Here is a 15,970-nt window from a genome sequence, read left to right on the forward strand (position 1 = left end):
TGCGCATGAAGGCAGGTAAATGACATATGAGCCAGGTAGATATAAAGACTATGCCTTTTAACAGAGAGTCATTAGATAGCTTGAGTGATAAGTATTATGCTAATTATCCTGTGGTTTATTTCCTGAATAATGATACGACTGTCTATATTGGTGAAACGGTAGCTGTCCGGAATCGGATGAAGAATCATTTGAATAATCAGGAAAGAAAATCGTTGAACAAAATGAGTCTGATTATTCATGACAGATTTAACCGATCGGCTACTTATAATATTGAAACGAAGCTCATTAATTACTTTTTGGCGGATGAGCGGTATAAGCTGCAGAATAAGAGTCAGACGGCGAAAAGTGTTGTGCACAATTATCATAACAAGCCTTATTTTGATGAAGAAGTGTTCGGGGATATATGGGATGAACTCCTGAAGAGGAAGATCGTTGATCACCCCAGAACGGCCATTGAAAATAAAGACGTTTTTAAATTATCTCCCTTCAAGGAACTAACCATTGAACAGTTGGAGCTGCAGCTGAAAATCATTGAAGTCTGCGAGAAGCATATTGCTGATGAACAAACCTTTGTTTTCCTGATCAAGGGAGAAGCGGGCGTTGGCAAAAGCGTTGTGTTAAGCTCCGTTTTTAATCGAATACAGGAGCTGTCCAAGGAAAAAGACTCCAACCTGCATGGTAAAGAAAATTATCTTTTAGTAAATCACTCAGAAATGCTGAAAACATACAAGAAAATTGCCGGGAATGTGAAGGCACTTAGTAAAAAGAATTTTGAAAAGCCCACTGTCTTCATTAATAAACGGAAAAAGCTTGAGAAGAAAGCGGGTATTGTACTCGTGGATGAAGCGCACCTGCTGCTGACCAAGCCAGATCCATACAATAGTTTTACAGAGGAAAATCAGCTGCAGGAAATCATCAGGCACAGCCGGGTAGTTATAGCCGTTTATGATGATAAACAAGTGCTGAAAATGAAGAGCTATTGGGACGAAAGCAAATTGGACAGCATCCTGGGGGCGTGCAATACAGAAGAGCCGTATGAATTAACGAACCAATTCCGCATGCGGGCAAGTTCCGAAATGGTGAAATGGATTGACCAGTTTGTAGAAAAGAAGATTACGTCCCTTCCAGAGCATCCAAATTATGATTTCCGGATATTTGAGTCGGCTGCAAAGATGTATGAGGCGATTCGAGCCCAAAACGAAAAGCATGGGTTGGCGCGGATTGTTTCTACCTTTGATTATGTCCACAAAAAGGACAAGCAAGAATATTACATAGAAGAAGAAGGCTTTAAGCTTCCCTGGAACGGCGACTACAAGAATGATACATGGGCCGAACATGCCGATACCATCAGGGAAGCCGGTTCAATCTATACGATCCAGGGGTTTGATCTAAATTATGCAGGCGTGATCCTCGGCCCATCGATTTCCTACGATGAGGAAACGGATACTTTAAAAATACTCACTGAGAAGTATAAGGACACCGAAGCCTACCGCGGCAAGGACGAATTTGAGGATAGTGAGAGTATAAAAGAAAAGATTATCCTGAACTCTCTGAACGTTTTGATGAAGAGAGGAATACACGGCCTGTATCTTTATGCCAGTGATCCAAAACTTCGTGCTCGGCTGAAAGAGCTGCAGCGAAAGGAGCGCTTATGAAAAAAATCATGCTGTTATCCATTGCCCTGGTGATCGTGCTGGCTGGCGGTGTTTGGAGCTATTTTGCTTACAAAAAGAATGACGCTAAGGACGCGGTACATGATTATCTTATCCAAAAGGGTGCGGATGAAAGGGAAATCAAGACTATAGAGCCGTTTATCGCTAATCTGCCGGGCGACCGGAATGTGATGGTGGCGGTTAAATTGGATAAGGATGAGAAGACGTATTATTATTTCAAGGATAGCGATGACGGAGTAGTTTTGGAATCTTATACGCTGAACGGACAAGAATATGTGCAGTGAACACGGCTTTGGTGTAAGCCGTGTTTTTTAATATATAAAAACATAGCTTTTTTTATCTACAAAGCAGTGATTTCCAAAAAAATACAATGAACTTTCGACAAAACCTATGCAATCTCAATTACAATAGAAGCAAGACAAGACAAACAAATGGAATGAGGGAGAAGCATGTATGACGGCAGCATGAAAAAGGTAACAGAAGCAAGTTATCTCACTGTGGACAAAGCTTGGAGTTACCGTTTTATACTAAGATACTTCTTCAATCAGCATGAAAGGATGAGGGATTTTATCCATCCTGAGGAGATCTATGAACATATTAAAAATATTCCAGAGTTTTATGGATATACAGAGGAGCAGATCCATCTGGATTTAGCTCAGCTGGTAAAGTGGAATAATCTGATTGCCAGGCAAGACATGGGAAAGGCCAAAACGATCGAGGAATATAAAAAGAAGCGGTTTAGGTATCAATGCACTCCTTATACAGTTGAAATTGAGCGGATGCTGCAAAAACTGGAAGGGATAGGGGAGACCTTTCAGGGATCCCTTGAACGAACGCAATTTGATCGTTTGCTTCAGACGCTTGTCCAGCTTGAGACTATGATTTCATCTATACATAAAGAAAAAACTGAGGAAGTAGCACAGCTTTGGGAGGATTTGTTTAGTTATTTTACGAACATCAGGAGAAACACTGCTGATTATATAGCCTATATTAACAGTGAGAAAGTGGAGGAGCGGATGCAGAGTGAAGCTTTTCTCCTCTATAAAAACCAATTCACGGTTTATTTGCGGGATTTTATCGTCTCACTGCAAAAAACGGCCATGCAAATTCAGGAACGGTTAAAGGGCTTAACCCCTCAGAATATGCTAGTCCTTTACCAAAAAATTATAGAGTATAAGAACACAGTTCCCCGTTTAGAAGTAGTTGGTTTATCGCATGAAGAGCTGATCATGGAGCAGTCAGCGCTTTGGGAGACGCTGTGTTTATGGTTCCTGGGCAGTGGAAATCGGCAAAGCGAGCTTGAGGTACTGCAAATACAGACAAACGAAATGATAAGGCGTATCACGCGGGTTGTACAAAGAATAGGGGAGAGGCACCAAAATTTTCGCAGCCGCAAACGGGATTATCACCAATTGGCAAAATGGTTTATGCAAACACAGGATGTAAAAGAGGCACATCAACTTTCTTCTGTGGTATTTGGTACACTCGAAACTCATCATATTACAGGGGAAGGTGCTCAGACTGAAAACATTTATGCTGATATATGGGATGAGCCTCCGGCAGAAATTACGATAAAACCAAGAACGAACCGTTACCGTGAAAAAACGAAGCCTGGAGCTATCATTGCGACCCGAAAAGAGAAGGAAGCTATGAGGAAACAATATCTAGAGAAAATGGTAGAAGAAAAGCGGCAGGTTGAAAAGTATATGACGGACCGCAGAATTCAAATATCTCAGCTTCCGGTAGTAGAACCACATGTGCGGAAGCTCTTGCTTACCTGGATCGGAAAATCGATGACCAGTACGAATCAAACCGTTAAAACCGAATATGGTATGACGTGCACGGTCATTTTGCATAAGGAAACGCGAGTAACGCTCTCTGCTCAGGATGGGCAGCTGGAAATGCCTGATGCAGAGCTCATATTTTCTGAGGAGTGAGTTTACCGATGGAGACAAATGTATTTGATGAAAAAGCCAAACAGGGGCTGCGGCTGCTCTTTGATCATTACTGGATCATACGCTCTGAGCAGCCTCAATGGTATCAATTAATCCGTGAACGGGAAAAAGTATTGAGGCGCTATATAGATGAAAAATTTGGGCTGCAGCTTATACTTCAGCGCCAATTTGCAAAACTTGAAAAGATACCGGTCGAGCCGGAAGCATGGATGGGCATTCAGCATTTTCAAGAACAAATGGACTATGCCATCTTCTGCTGTGCACTTTCCTTTCTTGAAGGAAAAGCTATTGATGAGCAATTTTTGCTATCAGATCTATGCGAAGAGATCGCAGCTGATTATCCTGGGGATTTCCCTCTAGATTGGACGGTATATTCACATAGAAAATCTTTAATTCGTGCAGTCCAAATGCTTTCTGAGTTCCGGCTGGTACGTATCATTGATGGAGATGTTAATAAGTTTGACAATAATCAGGAACAGGAAGCACTTTATGAAGCCACTCTGTATAGCCGTTACTTTATGCGTTCCTATCCTGAGGATTTATTCCAATATAGCCATTGGACAGAAATTTTACAGCAGGAATGGAAGCTTCAGGGAGACGATGAAAGGCGGAAGAGGGTGTACAGGAAGCTGTTTATGTCACCTGGAATGTACCGTAAACAGGAGCAGGATCGGGATTTTCTTTATCTTCGAAACTTTAGAAACCGGATGCGGGAGGATATTGAAAAGCATACTGAATATCAATTCTCTCTATTTAAGAATACAGCGCTGCTCATGATTTCTGAACCCAAAGTGTATCAAACTGTATTTCCAAATCAAAAAGCAACGAGTGATCTGATTTTGCAAATATCCCATTACCTGCATTCTTATAAAGAAAGATATGTTCCGGATGAGTGGGGTAACATTGCCCTGACTATGGGAGAATTTGAGCAGTTGCTGCTGAATTTGAAGGAACAATATGGAGACGGATGGTCTAAAGCATTTCGTGAGGGCTCACTTGCCATGGTTTCCAGAGAGGTACTGAACGCTATGGAAGATTGGCTTATGGTGGAGAGGGATACAGACACGGAGATGATTTTGTTTAAACCCTTGCTTGGCCTGACAGCAGGCTCCTATCCTCACGATTTTAAGAAGGAGAAATAAGGCATGGATGAAATTAATAAATGGAAAATGAACAGGGCAGGCCTTCTGAATTTTTGGTATTACGATGAAGAATATTTTGATTTTTCACAAGGAAAGCTGCTGCTCAGGGGAAGCAACGGTTCTGGAAAGTCCGTTACCATGCAGAGTTTTCTTCCTGTTTTGCTTGATGGAAAGAAGTCTCCTGACCGGCTTGATCCATTTGGATCCAATGCAAGGAGAATGGAAGACTATTTGCTTGGTGAAAAAGACGTAGTGGACAGAGATGAGCGGACTGGCTATTTATTTATTGAATACAAAAAAGAAAATAGCAGCCAGTATGTCACAACAGGAATCGGGCTTCAAGCAAAGCGCCATAAGGATATGAAGTTCTGGGGCTTTGTCATTACAGACAATAGAAGGATCGGCCATGACTTTCAGCTGTATCAAATGCAGCAGGGCGACAAAATACCTCTGTCACACAAAGAATTGGAGAACCGGGTTGGAGATGGAGGAGAGGTTGTAAGAGGACAGAAGGAATACATGAATCTTGTCAATAAGCATGTGTTCGGTTTCCAATCCCTGGACGATTTCGAGGAGCTGATTAAGCTGTTGATCCAGTTGCGGAGCCCAAAGCTATCCAAGGATTTTCGGCCGACTGTTATTTACGAAATTTTGGAATCAGCACTGCCTCCGCTGGCTGATGATGATCTGCGTCACCTGTCTGATACCATTGAGAATATGGATCAGACAAGGCAGCAGCTCGAACAGCTGGAGAGAGAGCATAAATCAACTAAGAAACTGACTACCGTCTATGACCGGTATAATCGGTTCCTTTTAGCTGAAAAAGCTGTGGCGGTTATGAAGGCTGAAAAGCTATACCATGAAGTAAAAGCGAATTGTGAAGAAGAAAAAGAGAAAGCTGGTTTATTAGAAAAAGAAGTTTACTTACTAAAGCAGCAAAAAGCAGATCTCACACAAAGAAAAGAAGTGGCAGAAGGAGAGAAGGATAGACTTGTAAGGCATGAAGTCTGGAATATTCAAAAAGAGCTGTCAAAAACTGTAGATAGAGTATCAGAAATTAAAAAAGATCTAGACCGCAAAAGAATACAGCTGGATCAAAAGAGGAAGCAAAGCTTTGAGTATCGTGATCAATTATTAAAAACGGAAGATGAATTGAATCAAAAGGAGCGCGTAATTCAGGAGTATTTGGATGAGCTGCTGCTGGATTCTGGGGAATCTGCCTTTCATGGGCATGAGATGAACGTTCAGGATTTCCTGCGCAGCAAAAAAGCAGACTTTGATTTTACCGTTTGGAAGAAAGAAGCAGCACATCATTATGCAGTTCTTGAGGAGATAAAGGAAGATTTTAAAGAACAGCAGCGATATAAAGAAGACATGGAACAAAAATACCGGGAATCTTCGGAACTGAAGCAAGAAAGCGATACACTGAGGCATGAGAAGTCTGATTTAGAAAGTCTGTTTGATCAGGATCTGCAAAATATTGAAGCGGCCATCTACAGCTGGCTTGAGCAGCATTCTGTTTTGGAGGTAAGCAGGTCAGCCACGCAGGATATGGCGAGATCTCTGTCCTATCTTTATGAGTCCGTCACGTATGAAGAAATTAAAGCTCCTTTTTACGAGGCTGTACAACATTATCAGAAGCAGCTTCTATCCAAGTCAGCGGAGCTTGAAAGTATACTGATCGAGAAAACGAAGAAAAAGGAGCAGTATGAAAAGGAGAAACTGGCCTGGCAGACCTCAACTGACCCTGAACCTGAGCGTTTCGAAGCGACCAATCAATATCGGCAAGCGCTTTATGAAGCAGGCGTTCCCCATGTTCCTTTTTATGCAGCAGTTGAATTCCAGGACCATGTTACAGAGGTTCAGAAAGAACGAATCGAATCTTCATTAAAAAAGATGGGGATTTTGGACAGCTTGATTACAGATAACCTGGACCATATTCGAAATGATAGTTATATCCGCCCAAATCCGGTAGTAATGGGCCATACATTGGCCGATTATTTAAAGCCTGATCTTGATAAACAGCATCCTATCTCAAACAACATCGTTCAAGAGGTGCTGATGACGATTTCAGCAGGAGAAGATTTGGCTCTTCACACTGGCGGGGAGTCTGTGATAACTGAGTCAGGTTTATACCAAATGAGCTGTGTTATCGGGCACGCTCCTTCTGAAGAATCCTCGCGTTTTATCGGCAGGTCCTCACGAAAGAGATATCGTCAGGAAAAAATAGAAGAATTAGAAAAGCATTTGTATAACGTAAGCATTGAAATAATGGAGCTTCGTGCAAGTAAGAGCAGCCTGGACGAGCAGCAAAGCGAAACAAAGCGATGGATGGCAAGCTTTCCGTCGGATCGTGACCTACAGGAAATTCATTATCAGCTCCGCAAGTTGGACTTCCAGCTCGATGAGAAAATTAAACAGTTAAATCGGATAGATAGCCAGTATAAGGAAGTTGCCTTATATTTTCAGGCAATAAAGCAAAGAATCTTGGATAAAACAAGGAGTCTTGAGCTGGAAAGTAACCTTACAGCTTACAAGTCAGCTTTAGAATATATGAAACATTACCAAGATTACTTATTTAAACTGGACAAGGAGCACACCAGCTTACAGTATTTATATAAAGAACAGCGGACCACTCAAAATAGAATAAATGAGTTTGAAGAAGAGCTCATAGAATTGTCAGGGCAATGTAATATCCTGGATAACTCTCTCTCGGCCATAATGGCAGAAGTGGAGTCCATACAAAAACAACTGAAACTTCAAGGCATTGATGAAGTGATATTGAGAATCCAAGAAATCCAGGAGGAACTCAGCATAGTAGCCGAAAGCCTTGAAATAGTGAATCGCGACTTGCCCACCAAAGAACAAATTCTGATCCAAAGCCATAGCAGTTTGAGCGAAAAGGAAAGGACTCTGACTTTTCAAAGCAGGCTTTTGGATAGTTGGAACAAAGCACTAGAAGATGAACTTTCTCTATATTTCGTTGTACTGGAAGATCCCATCCCAGCAACCATTATCCAGGAGTGCGGCGATGAACTGGAAAGGGACCGCTCCAAAATGAACGAGCTTCTATCTAAAACTTATTTTAATGAACAGCCAAATCTTATGGAGTATAGGCTAATCGAGTACGATGAGCGGATGGAAACACCGGAGTGGTTTACGGGCCATGAATGGAAGGATACAGAGGACCTTTACCTGAGGGAATGGAGGCAGCTCAATCAGCGGAAGAAAGTTTTATTAGAATATCGAGGTCAGAAAGTTAGTCCATATATAGTGCTGCAATCTTTGGAGCAAGAACTTGAAAGACAGCAGAACTGGCTGGATGAGCAGGATAGACAGCTTTATGAAGATATCATCTTAAAATCTGTTGGTGTCATATTACGCAGTAAAATTCAAAAAGCAGAGAAATGGATCAAACAGATGAATGTGTTGATGGAAAACAGAAACAGCTCCTCAGGACTTACCTTTTCTATTGCATGGAAGGCACAAACCGCGGAAAGTGAAGAGGAGCTGGATACAAAAGAGCTGGTTCAGCTGCTTCAACGGAACAGCAAGTTTTTGAATGAAGAGGACTTAAACAAAATAACCCTTCATTTCCAGTCCAAAATCAAGCGTGCTAAAGAATTGATTGAATTACGGAACGAAGGCAATACACTTCATCAAGTATTAAAAGAAGTGCTGGATTATCGAAAATGGTTTTCTTTTGTTCTATCATTTAAGCGGGAGCGTGAACCCAAGCGCGAGCTTACCAATAATGCATTCTTTAAGTTCAGCGGCGGAGAGAAAGCGATGGCTATGTACATTCCTTTATTTACAGCAGCCTATTCGCGTTACCAGGAGGCAAGTCCAAATGCACCTTATATCATATCACTGGATGAAGCTTTTGCTGGAGTGGATGAAAACAATATCCGAGATATGTTCGAAGTGGTTGAGGAACTTGGTTTCAATTATATTATGAACTCACAAGCATTATGGGGTGACTATGATACTATATCCAGCCTGTCTATTTGTGAACTTGTCCGCCCGAAAAATGCCGATTGTGTTTCCGTAATCCGCTATAAGTGGGATGGAGAAAAGAAGTATCTGGATATCGATGATGCTATTTTGCAGGAGTGATGAGAATGTATGAAAAAATAAGGCTTTTTAAAGAGGAACCGGGCTTTCCCAGACTGTTTTCTGCTTTTAAGGAGAAGTATCGTTCATTAGGGCGGATCGGCGGCAGTGTTAAGCTGGAAGGGTACTCTGATGAGGATATTGAGGCGATTGCGGGCTTTCTGGGATCTGCACCTCATCACCTGAAAACCAAACCTTCTGTTTCTCTCATTCAATTTGAGCGGCAGATGGGAAAGACAAATCTGGCAGGATTCACGCTAATTGAATTACTCGAAGCCTTCTTTGACGAGCCTCTTCAATCAAAAAGTGACGAGTTGATGAAGGCCGTTCAGTTGGAAAAGCAGTATTATGATTTATTCATTCAGGAGTTTCCAAATGTCTCTTGGTGGTTTGAACGAATACTTGAAAAGAAGCCGGATACCCGTTTTCTACAAGCGTTATATAAGAAGGACAGCTCCAAATTGGCTGAATGGCTTAGAAATGCAGCACATGGATTTACCAATCTGCCGCATTCTGATCTAGAAAGGCTTCCATTGTTTTCACAGCGCATAACCGGAAATCCGCATGCCTTTGATATCAACGAAATTCAAGGAAAGGTATTTCTTCACCTGCTGTCTGCTCATCAAGCAGCAGTGCTACAGAGTGATCCGCAGCCTTCAAAGTCAACTGAACAAATCAACGAATTACTGCTGCAGTATGGACTACTGCGTGATGATCTATGGAGCTTTATAACATGCAGAGGCTTTACTGCCTATTATGGCTCAGACATTCATCCAGTTTGGGAAGCGGCAGCAGCGTTTGGGACGGTCATGAATGTACCACTGAAAGAATTGGCGCGTCTTAATTCAATAAGTCCAAGAAGGGGAAAGAAGATATGGATTGTCGAAAACTCAAGCGTCTGTTCGACCATTATGGATGCTGTACCTGATTGTCCGATTGTTTGTACTCATGGGCAATTCCGGGTGGCAAGCTGGCTTTTTTTGGACAAGCTTGTGGAGGCTGACTGCACCATATACTATGCAAGTGACTTAGATCCGGAAGGACTTCAGATGGCACAGCGTTTAAAAGTCCGCTATCCTGATTCAGTCATCATTTGGAGGATGGATCCACAATCATATCTGTCGTCACTATCAAGTGAGAGCATAGAGGAGCGACTGCCTCAGCTAGTAAATGTTACAGACCCGGAATTGATGGAAACAGCTTCAATTATGAAGGAAAAGAAGATGGCTGCATACCAGGAGGCAATGGTAGATTTATTAATTGGGGATATTTTGAAGCATAACAATGAAGCTTACACTTTATAAAGAGCCAATGTTACTTTTAATTAGTAACATTGAATTAGAAATAATATATGGATGCGTGGAAATAGGAGAAATTTATCATTTCTTGTTCTGAATCATGATGATAAATATTAGACCCCCACAAGTCCCCTAAGCCCCTTCGTATTCTTTCAAAGAATACAAACCCGCATACATAACCAGCAAGGGGAATCACAAGATGAAGATAAGCAAGGGAGCCCTGGCCATGGTAGTGGCAGGGGCTGTTACGTTCTCGGTGGCTAACTCGCTGTTAGTTGATCCAGTTACGAAAAGAGGTCCGCTGCCGAGATTGGCGGATATAATCAAGCAGCCGCTCATGATGAATAAGATAGTGGCAGAGGCGAAAGGGAAGGAAAGCAAGCCCGAAACTGCACACAAAGCTTCTGATCGAGTAGAGACATCTGCCATTAAAAGTGAGCGTGCGGCGGCGCCTAAAGAACCTAAACAAAAGGAATCAGTCAAGGTAACAGTAACAGATGCTGTGAATACGGCTGAGCCCGCGGCAAGAAAGACAGCTGCCCAAACCGCTTCGGCTGCAGCTTCAAATGCACCAGCGAAGGCGGCTTCAGCGGAGCCGCCGGCCGCAAGAGGGCCGGAAACCACAGCAGTCAAGACGCCACCTGTCAAAGAAGCGCCGGAACCTGTCAAAGACACACCGGTACCTGTAAGGAAGCCGGCTTCCACACCAGCGGCCACAAAGCCGCCTGCTGAGCCAGCACAGCCTCCAGTCAAGACGGCCCCTGTGACGGCTGTAAAGAAACCGGTGGTCACAGAAGCCAAGCCAGCTGAAACGAAGCGGGCAGCCGCATCCGTGCGCGGCCAGCAGGCTTCGACAGCTGCGAAGGAAAAGGCAGCGGTGCGGCAGGCGGAGAAGGAAACTAAGGGCAAGGATATGTAAAAACAAAAAGAGGACGTCCCAAGTGGGACGTCCTTTTTAGCATAGTTTTTGTAGTTTTTTGCCCTCGTTCTGGTGTTTTTCATTTCGATCAGCAAATTTATAATCAAAAATGTCCAATATAACTTTTAAAGGAGGCAGCAGCAATTAGCTGGATGCCCTTTACTCGCGGAACTGAGAACTTTACTCGCCGAAATCACCAAGTTACTCGCCGAACCGACTGATTTACTATCCGCTTACAGAATTTACTCGCGGAACAGCCTGGTTTACTCGCCGAACTAGCTTGTTTACTCGCCGATCCAAGTTCAAAATGAGACCGGCAGCTGTTGTTTCATCTTCCTTCTAAAACCCGCAGCAAAGCCCGGGGAAAAACACCATGTTTTTCTTCCCGGGCTAAGTTTTTGAGCCAGTCTATTTACCTTACTAAACAGCTTCCTCCCTATCCTCCACAATCGATGTCTCCTGGGTGGCATTGCCTTTTCGCTTCAGCTTACCCCAGCCGACGGTGACTCCCCTTAGGGCCGACAGAATGGATTTGATGACCACATAGGTCATGAGATGCTTATACAGAATCCGTTGCAGGAACAGGGAGACGAGCGGTCTTGGGCTTTCCTTTTCTAAGCGGAATGCGTACAGAGCTGCGCATAAGTCCAGCAGATAGAAGAGGCCGAAGCCGATGGCTGCTTTTTCTGGTCTTGTGTTGAATAAGGCCAGGATGAACAGGAGATCTGCCAGCGGTGCGATTGTCTGGTAGACATACTGGAAGATCCACATGTTGGGCAGGGCGATATATCCCAGTGATTTGTTTTTCTTATTGAACAGAGCCGTACGGTGTTTCCATAGGCACTGCAGGGTGCCGTACACCCAGCGGTAACGCTGTTTGGCAAGGCTTCTGATGTCTTCAGGAGCTTCTGTAAAGGCGTAGGCTTTTTCCTCAAACTCAATTCGATGGCCGCTTCGCAGGAGGGTGAGGGTAATATCGGTATCCTCTGCCAGCGTGTCTTCCTGGAAGTACCCGGCCTCTTCCACTGCACTCTTTCTCCAGGCACCAATCGCACCGGGGACAACGGTAATGCAGTTGAGGGCAGCGAAGGCCCTCCGCTCCAGGTTAAAGCCTGTCACATATTCAATATGCTGCCATTTGGTGAGGAGATTATTCCGGTTGCCAACCTTCACATTGCCGGAAACGGCGGCGACACTTTCCTGTTTGAAATGCTGCACAAGCAGCGTGATGGCATCCTCGGCGATGAGTGTATCAGCATCGAGTGCAACGACGATTTCTCCCCGCGCTTCCTTGAAGCCCAGATTAACCGCGGAGGATTTTCCTCCATTCGGCTTCTTGATCAATCGCACAAGGGGCTGATCGGCATAAGCAGCCTGCACGATGGCGGCTGTGCCATCCTTGGAGCCGTCATCAATTACCAGTATCTCAAAGTTCTTATAATGACTTTCCAAAATCGACTGGATCGTCTTACAGATGACTCGTTCCTCATTATAGGCGGCGATCACAACAGATACGTTTGGCGTGTAGCCGGGGTCGGCTTCTTTCGCCTTATAGCGCTTGATCTGCTTCCGGGACAGGAAGATGAAGACAATCAGCCTCAAGATTCCAAGGAAGATGGCTGAATAAAACAGGATGCTGAGGCCAGAATGCCAGGCTTTCATGGCCATGAATACTGCCTTATCATAAATGAGATAAGGGCTGTCCGGATTTGCGGCCGGCATAATATCACTCTCGCTTTTGCCGAGCAGGCCGCCGACGGTGGTGAAGGTGTAGCCTCGGTCCTTCAGTTCCTTAATGATGAGAGGCAGGGCCTCAATGGTGCTGGTGCGGTCACCGCCAGAGTCATGCAGCAGGATCACGTTTCCGTTCGGCAGCTGCTTCAATACCTCAGAAACGATGTCACTGCCCTGGATTCCCTTCCAGTCGCCGCCGTCAATTTCCTTGCTGACCATCGTATAGCCCAGCTCCTGCGCCCGTTCAATCGGAGTCAGCTCTTCCTTGGTGCGCGGACTGGCTCCGGCCGTATAAGGCGGACGGAAGAGAGTCATGGAATGACCTGTGATTCCCTGGAAAAGCCGCTGTGTGGCATTCAGCTCCATCTTGGTCTGGTAAGGCGTGCTTTTGGCCATGTCGGCATGAGTGTAGGTATGGTTGCCGATTTCATGGCCTTCCCGGTGAAGCCGTTTGACCAGCTCCGGATGCATCAGGGCATTTTCCCCGACGATAAAGAAAGTTCCCTTGATATCATTTTTGTCCAGGATATCAAGAATTTTGGGAGTGTATGCCGGATCGGGACCATCATCGAATGAGAGGACAATCTCCTTCCCGCGGGGCTTCCCATGCCGCACCACTTCATACGGCTTCGGCAGTTTTTTATAGCTTCCGGTTTGAATCAGGCCGTCAGGGCCGAGTTTAATGTTCCGTTTCCCGGGCTGGGCGGGGGAGGCGAGCTCCACAATCTCACCCTTGCCGCTGTAATGGACAGGCTCCGGGCCCGCCAATAACGTGAGGGCTCGCGTGGGATCCTGTATTTCCTTCGGCTTATTGATGTACTTCCAGATAGCAGGGTCCTCCGATCCAAGGCGCCACACCGCTATCCCCGCTGCGCCGCTTCCGGCCGCAAGCTTCATCTGGTTATAGAATGAGGCTCCGTCAAGGAACCAGACCGTGTGTTTCTTACCGTTCTTTTTATATTGAAAATAAGGATTGCCGAACTGCTCATGCCAATGAATCTTAAGATCGGTTCTGCTTCCAAGCTGCATGATATCCCGGAAGGCAAGCTCGGCTGCGGGCTTTTTCGAGTTTTCCTCCCAGTCATAGCCATAGTTCCCTAAGCTCACCACCAGTTTATCGGAAGGAATATCGAGCTTCATCAGCTTCTCTTTCACCCATTGGGTGGATGCAATCGGCCCTGGCCGGCTCATGGAATAATGGTGGTCATACATCATGATGAACATGCGGTCTGAGCTTGCTGACAGAGATTTATAATCGAAGCTTGGATTGTCCGGCGGAACGTCCACGGTGACGATGAGTCCCTTCTGGTGGAACGCCCGGTAAACCTTGTTCATGAACTGGGTGAATTGTACTTTATCCTTCGAGTGGACTTCCTCAAAGTCGATATTGATGCCGTCAAATTTCATGATGGTCACATAGGCGAGCATTCTCTCGATGAATTTCTCCTCTGCCCCTGGCGTGGTGAACAGCCGGTGGAGGATATCGCCGTCCCATTTGTTATCAATGTAGTTATTGACCAGGGGGAGAACCTTTACATCCGCTGCCTTTGCCCTGTCGGCAATCTCGATGTCTGTATTCGTTTTAAGGGTTAAATCGGGAGTGAGCTGAAGCCATTCCGGCACCACGGTTGTAATGGAATTCATATTCTGCTTGAAGGATGCCTTGCTATTTTTATCCCAATTCACGTAAAAGCCGTACACTTCCTGTTTGGACTGGGGTTGTTTCGCAGGAAGGAGTCCAGGCTTCCCGTTGTCCTTCTTCTGGACAGCAGCCTGTTCCTCAAGCGGCTCATTAACCGGGATAATTCCGCTCTCCTCTGTCTTTTTACTAAGCTGAAGCCCGGGAAATGCCGGATCGGCATGGAGGCTTTGGATAAAATAGGTCGAGACCAGGACAATCAGGATCGTGAAGCCGATGGTCATGCGCATGATGATCGACCAGCGTCTTTTCGCCGGATCGAGGAACACCTGATCCTGATTTTCGCCCTCTTTTCTCAGCCCCAAATTATAAAACCAATGGAAGAAAAAATAACAGAGCAGACCGACAATACCGCCGAGGAGCCCGGCTGCCAGACTGTCAGACGATTGAAATCTTTCCTGAATCATGGAAAACAGCTGATACTTCTCCAAGGCGCCCATTTCAATCCCGGGCAGGTCCCGCATATTCGGAATGAAGGTTGTAATCAGCGCCCCCAGCAGCAGCGCAATGATATTAAGACGGAATATAAGTGAAAAGGCAATGAACAATGGAATTCGAAAAGAATCCAGCGGCAAAAATGCCAGAAAAAACCCAAGTGTACTCGCGACCGCCCCGGCATTGCCCGTAACAGGCGCAAACAGCGAGCCGACAGTCCACCTAAACATTCGATTCATGAAAATATCCTCCTAAGGTGCCGTGTTAAATATGTATGGATTGTTATGCAGTTTGATATGTATGTAAGAATAGCCAGTATGTCAAAAAGTCCAACAACAAAGTCTTAGGAGAAAGAGTGTGAATTGTGGGGGTAGGCTGATAGGTTTCTAATTTAATTTTTGTTGGAAAAGGAGGATGGGACTGTAAAAAAAACTATATGAGGTTCAAACTGGAAGAAAGTTGTTTTTAATAGATAGAAATGAATAGCGCTGGAAAATAACAATGAGGCGGGGGATTTCAGTGGATAAAGAAAGAGAAAAAGTGATTGTAAAAGCATTTTTCACGAAAAGGCTCCAGGACAGGGTAATGTTCGAGCTGTCTTCAGCTAAGAAGCGTACAGATGCCTTAAGCCGTCTTTGTCATTCTTATAGAGAAACCCTGCGGGAAGAATACCTGTTCAGCATTCCAAAACCAAACTCAGAAGCAAAAGCAATAGAAAAGCTGTTAAAGCAACATGGTGCAGGGGACACCTGCTATGTCATTTCCTGGAATGATGAAATAGACGGCAGAGAGCTGCCCCTGACCATTGCCCTGGAACGAGCTGTAGGAATGGGAATGCCGTCCCTTGTTTCCTGTATTCCTGGCAGCCTTGCTTATTTTCAGGCTGAGCAGGAGGTTCTTCCTTCACCAAGATATTTATTGAAACGACCGTAATAAAATAATGGGGAGCAGGGAACAGAAGGAAGCCGCTTATAGAATGTCGAAATAAAGCATATAGAGAAT

General features: G+C 44.7%; 9 protein-coding genes. 8 read left to right on the forward strand and 1 reads right to left on the reverse strand.

All coding sequences use genetic code 11. The features are described 5' to 3' along the window. Window positions 1-26: 26 nt before the first annotated feature. The 7 genes from V1498_RS02675 to V1498_RS02705 all read left to right on the forward strand — a co-directional run bounded on the left by V1498_RS02675 (window position 27) and on the right by V1498_RS02705 (window position 11,100). Window positions 27-1,655 (forward strand): DUF2075 domain-containing protein, encoded by a 1,629-nt coding sequence (locus tag V1498_RS02675; RefSeq protein WP_409296775.1) that lies wholly within the window; start codon window positions 27-29, stop codon window positions 1,653-1,655. After that, complete coding sequence (locus tag V1498_RS02680; protein ID WP_409296776.1) at window positions 1,652-1,957, forward strand: hypothetical protein; 306 nt, start codon at window positions 1,652-1,654, stop codon at window positions 1,955-1,957. Before V1498_RS02675 ends, V1498_RS02680 begins: the two co-directional genes overlap by 4 nt. A gap of 165 nt (window positions 1,958-2,122) precedes the next feature. Then, complete coding sequence (locus V1498_RS02685) at window positions 2,123-3,610, forward strand: TIGR02677 family protein (protein ID WP_409296777.1); 1,488 nt, start codon at window positions 2,123-2,125, stop codon at window positions 3,608-3,610. 8 nt (window positions 3,611-3,618) lie between these two features. Beyond that, the gene (locus tag V1498_RS02690) at window positions 3,619-4,770 is read left to right on the forward strand and encodes a TIGR02678 family protein (RefSeq protein WP_409296778.1); all 1,152 of its coding nucleotides are present in this window, start codon (window positions 3,619-3,621) and stop codon (window positions 4,768-4,770) included. A gap of 3 nt (window positions 4,771-4,773) precedes the next feature. After that, window positions 4,774-8,886 carry a TIGR02680 family protein gene (locus tag V1498_RS02695; protein WP_409296779.1) on the forward strand — a complete coding sequence of 1,371 codons (4,113 nt, stop codon included), beginning with the start codon at window positions 4,774-4,776 and terminating at the stop codon, window positions 8,884-8,886. Between the two features lie 5 nt (window positions 8,887-8,891). After that, window positions 8,892-10,187 carry a TIGR02679 family protein gene (locus V1498_RS02700; RefSeq protein WP_409296780.1) on the forward strand — a complete coding sequence of 432 codons (1,296 nt, stop codon included), beginning with the start codon at window positions 8,892-8,894 and terminating at the stop codon, window positions 10,185-10,187. A gap of 193 nt (window positions 10,188-10,380) precedes the next feature. After that, window positions 10,381-11,100 (forward strand): hypothetical protein, encoded by a 720-nt coding sequence (locus tag V1498_RS02705; protein ID WP_409296781.1) that lies wholly within the window; start codon window positions 10,381-10,383, stop codon window positions 11,098-11,100. A 420-nt stretch (window positions 11,101-11,520) separates the two neighbouring features. Here V1498_RS02705 and V1498_RS02710 read toward each other — a convergent pair whose 3' ends face one another. After that, entirely contained in the window at window positions 11,521-15,207 is a 3,687-nt protein-coding gene (locus tag V1498_RS02710) for a glycosyltransferase (protein ID WP_409296782.1), read from the reverse strand. A gap of 280 nt (window positions 15,208-15,487) precedes the next feature. On the opposite strand from V1498_RS02710, the gene V1498_RS02715 reads away from it, so the two are divergent. Next, window positions 15,488-15,901 (forward strand): hypothetical protein, encoded by a 414-nt coding sequence (locus V1498_RS02715; RefSeq protein ID WP_409296783.1) that lies wholly within the window; start codon window positions 15,488-15,490, stop codon window positions 15,899-15,901. Window positions 15,902-15,970 lie beyond the last annotated feature (69 nt).

This window comes from Paraperibacillus marinus (genome assembly GCF_046237605.1).
Lineage (GTDB): Bacteria > Bacillota > Bacilli > Bacillales > DSM-1321 > Paraperibacillus > Paraperibacillus marinus.

Excerpts from the sequence above, each read along its gene's own strand:
- V1498_RS02675 (WP_409296775.1), top strand. The coding sequence starts at position 27 with ATGAGCCAGGTAGATATAAAGACTATGCCTTTTAACAGAGAGTCATTA.
- V1498_RS02680 (WP_409296776.1), top strand. The coding sequence starts at position 1,652 with ATGAAAAAAATCATGCTGTTATCCATTGCCCTGGTGATCGTGCTGGCT.
- V1498_RS02685 (WP_409296777.1), top strand. The coding sequence starts at position 2,123 with ATGTATGACGGCAGCATGAAAAAGGTAACAGAAGCAAGTTATCTCACT.
- V1498_RS02690 (WP_409296778.1), top strand. The coding sequence starts at position 3,619 with ATGGAGACAAATGTATTTGATGAAAAAGCCAAACAGGGGCTGCGGCTG.
- V1498_RS02695 (WP_409296779.1), top strand. The coding sequence starts at position 4,774 with ATGGATGAAATTAATAAATGGAAAATGAACAGGGCAGGCCTTCTGAAT.
- V1498_RS02700 (WP_409296780.1), top strand. The coding sequence starts at position 8,892 with ATGTATGAAAAAATAAGGCTTTTTAAAGAGGAACCGGGCTTTCCCAGA.
- V1498_RS02705 (WP_409296781.1), top strand. The coding sequence starts at position 10,381 with ATGAAGATAAGCAAGGGAGCCCTGGCCATGGTAGTGGCAGGGGCTGTT.
- V1498_RS02710 (WP_409296782.1), bottom strand. The coding sequence starts at position 15,207 with ATGAATCGAATGTTTAGGTGGACTGTCGGCTCGCTGTTTGCGCCTGTT.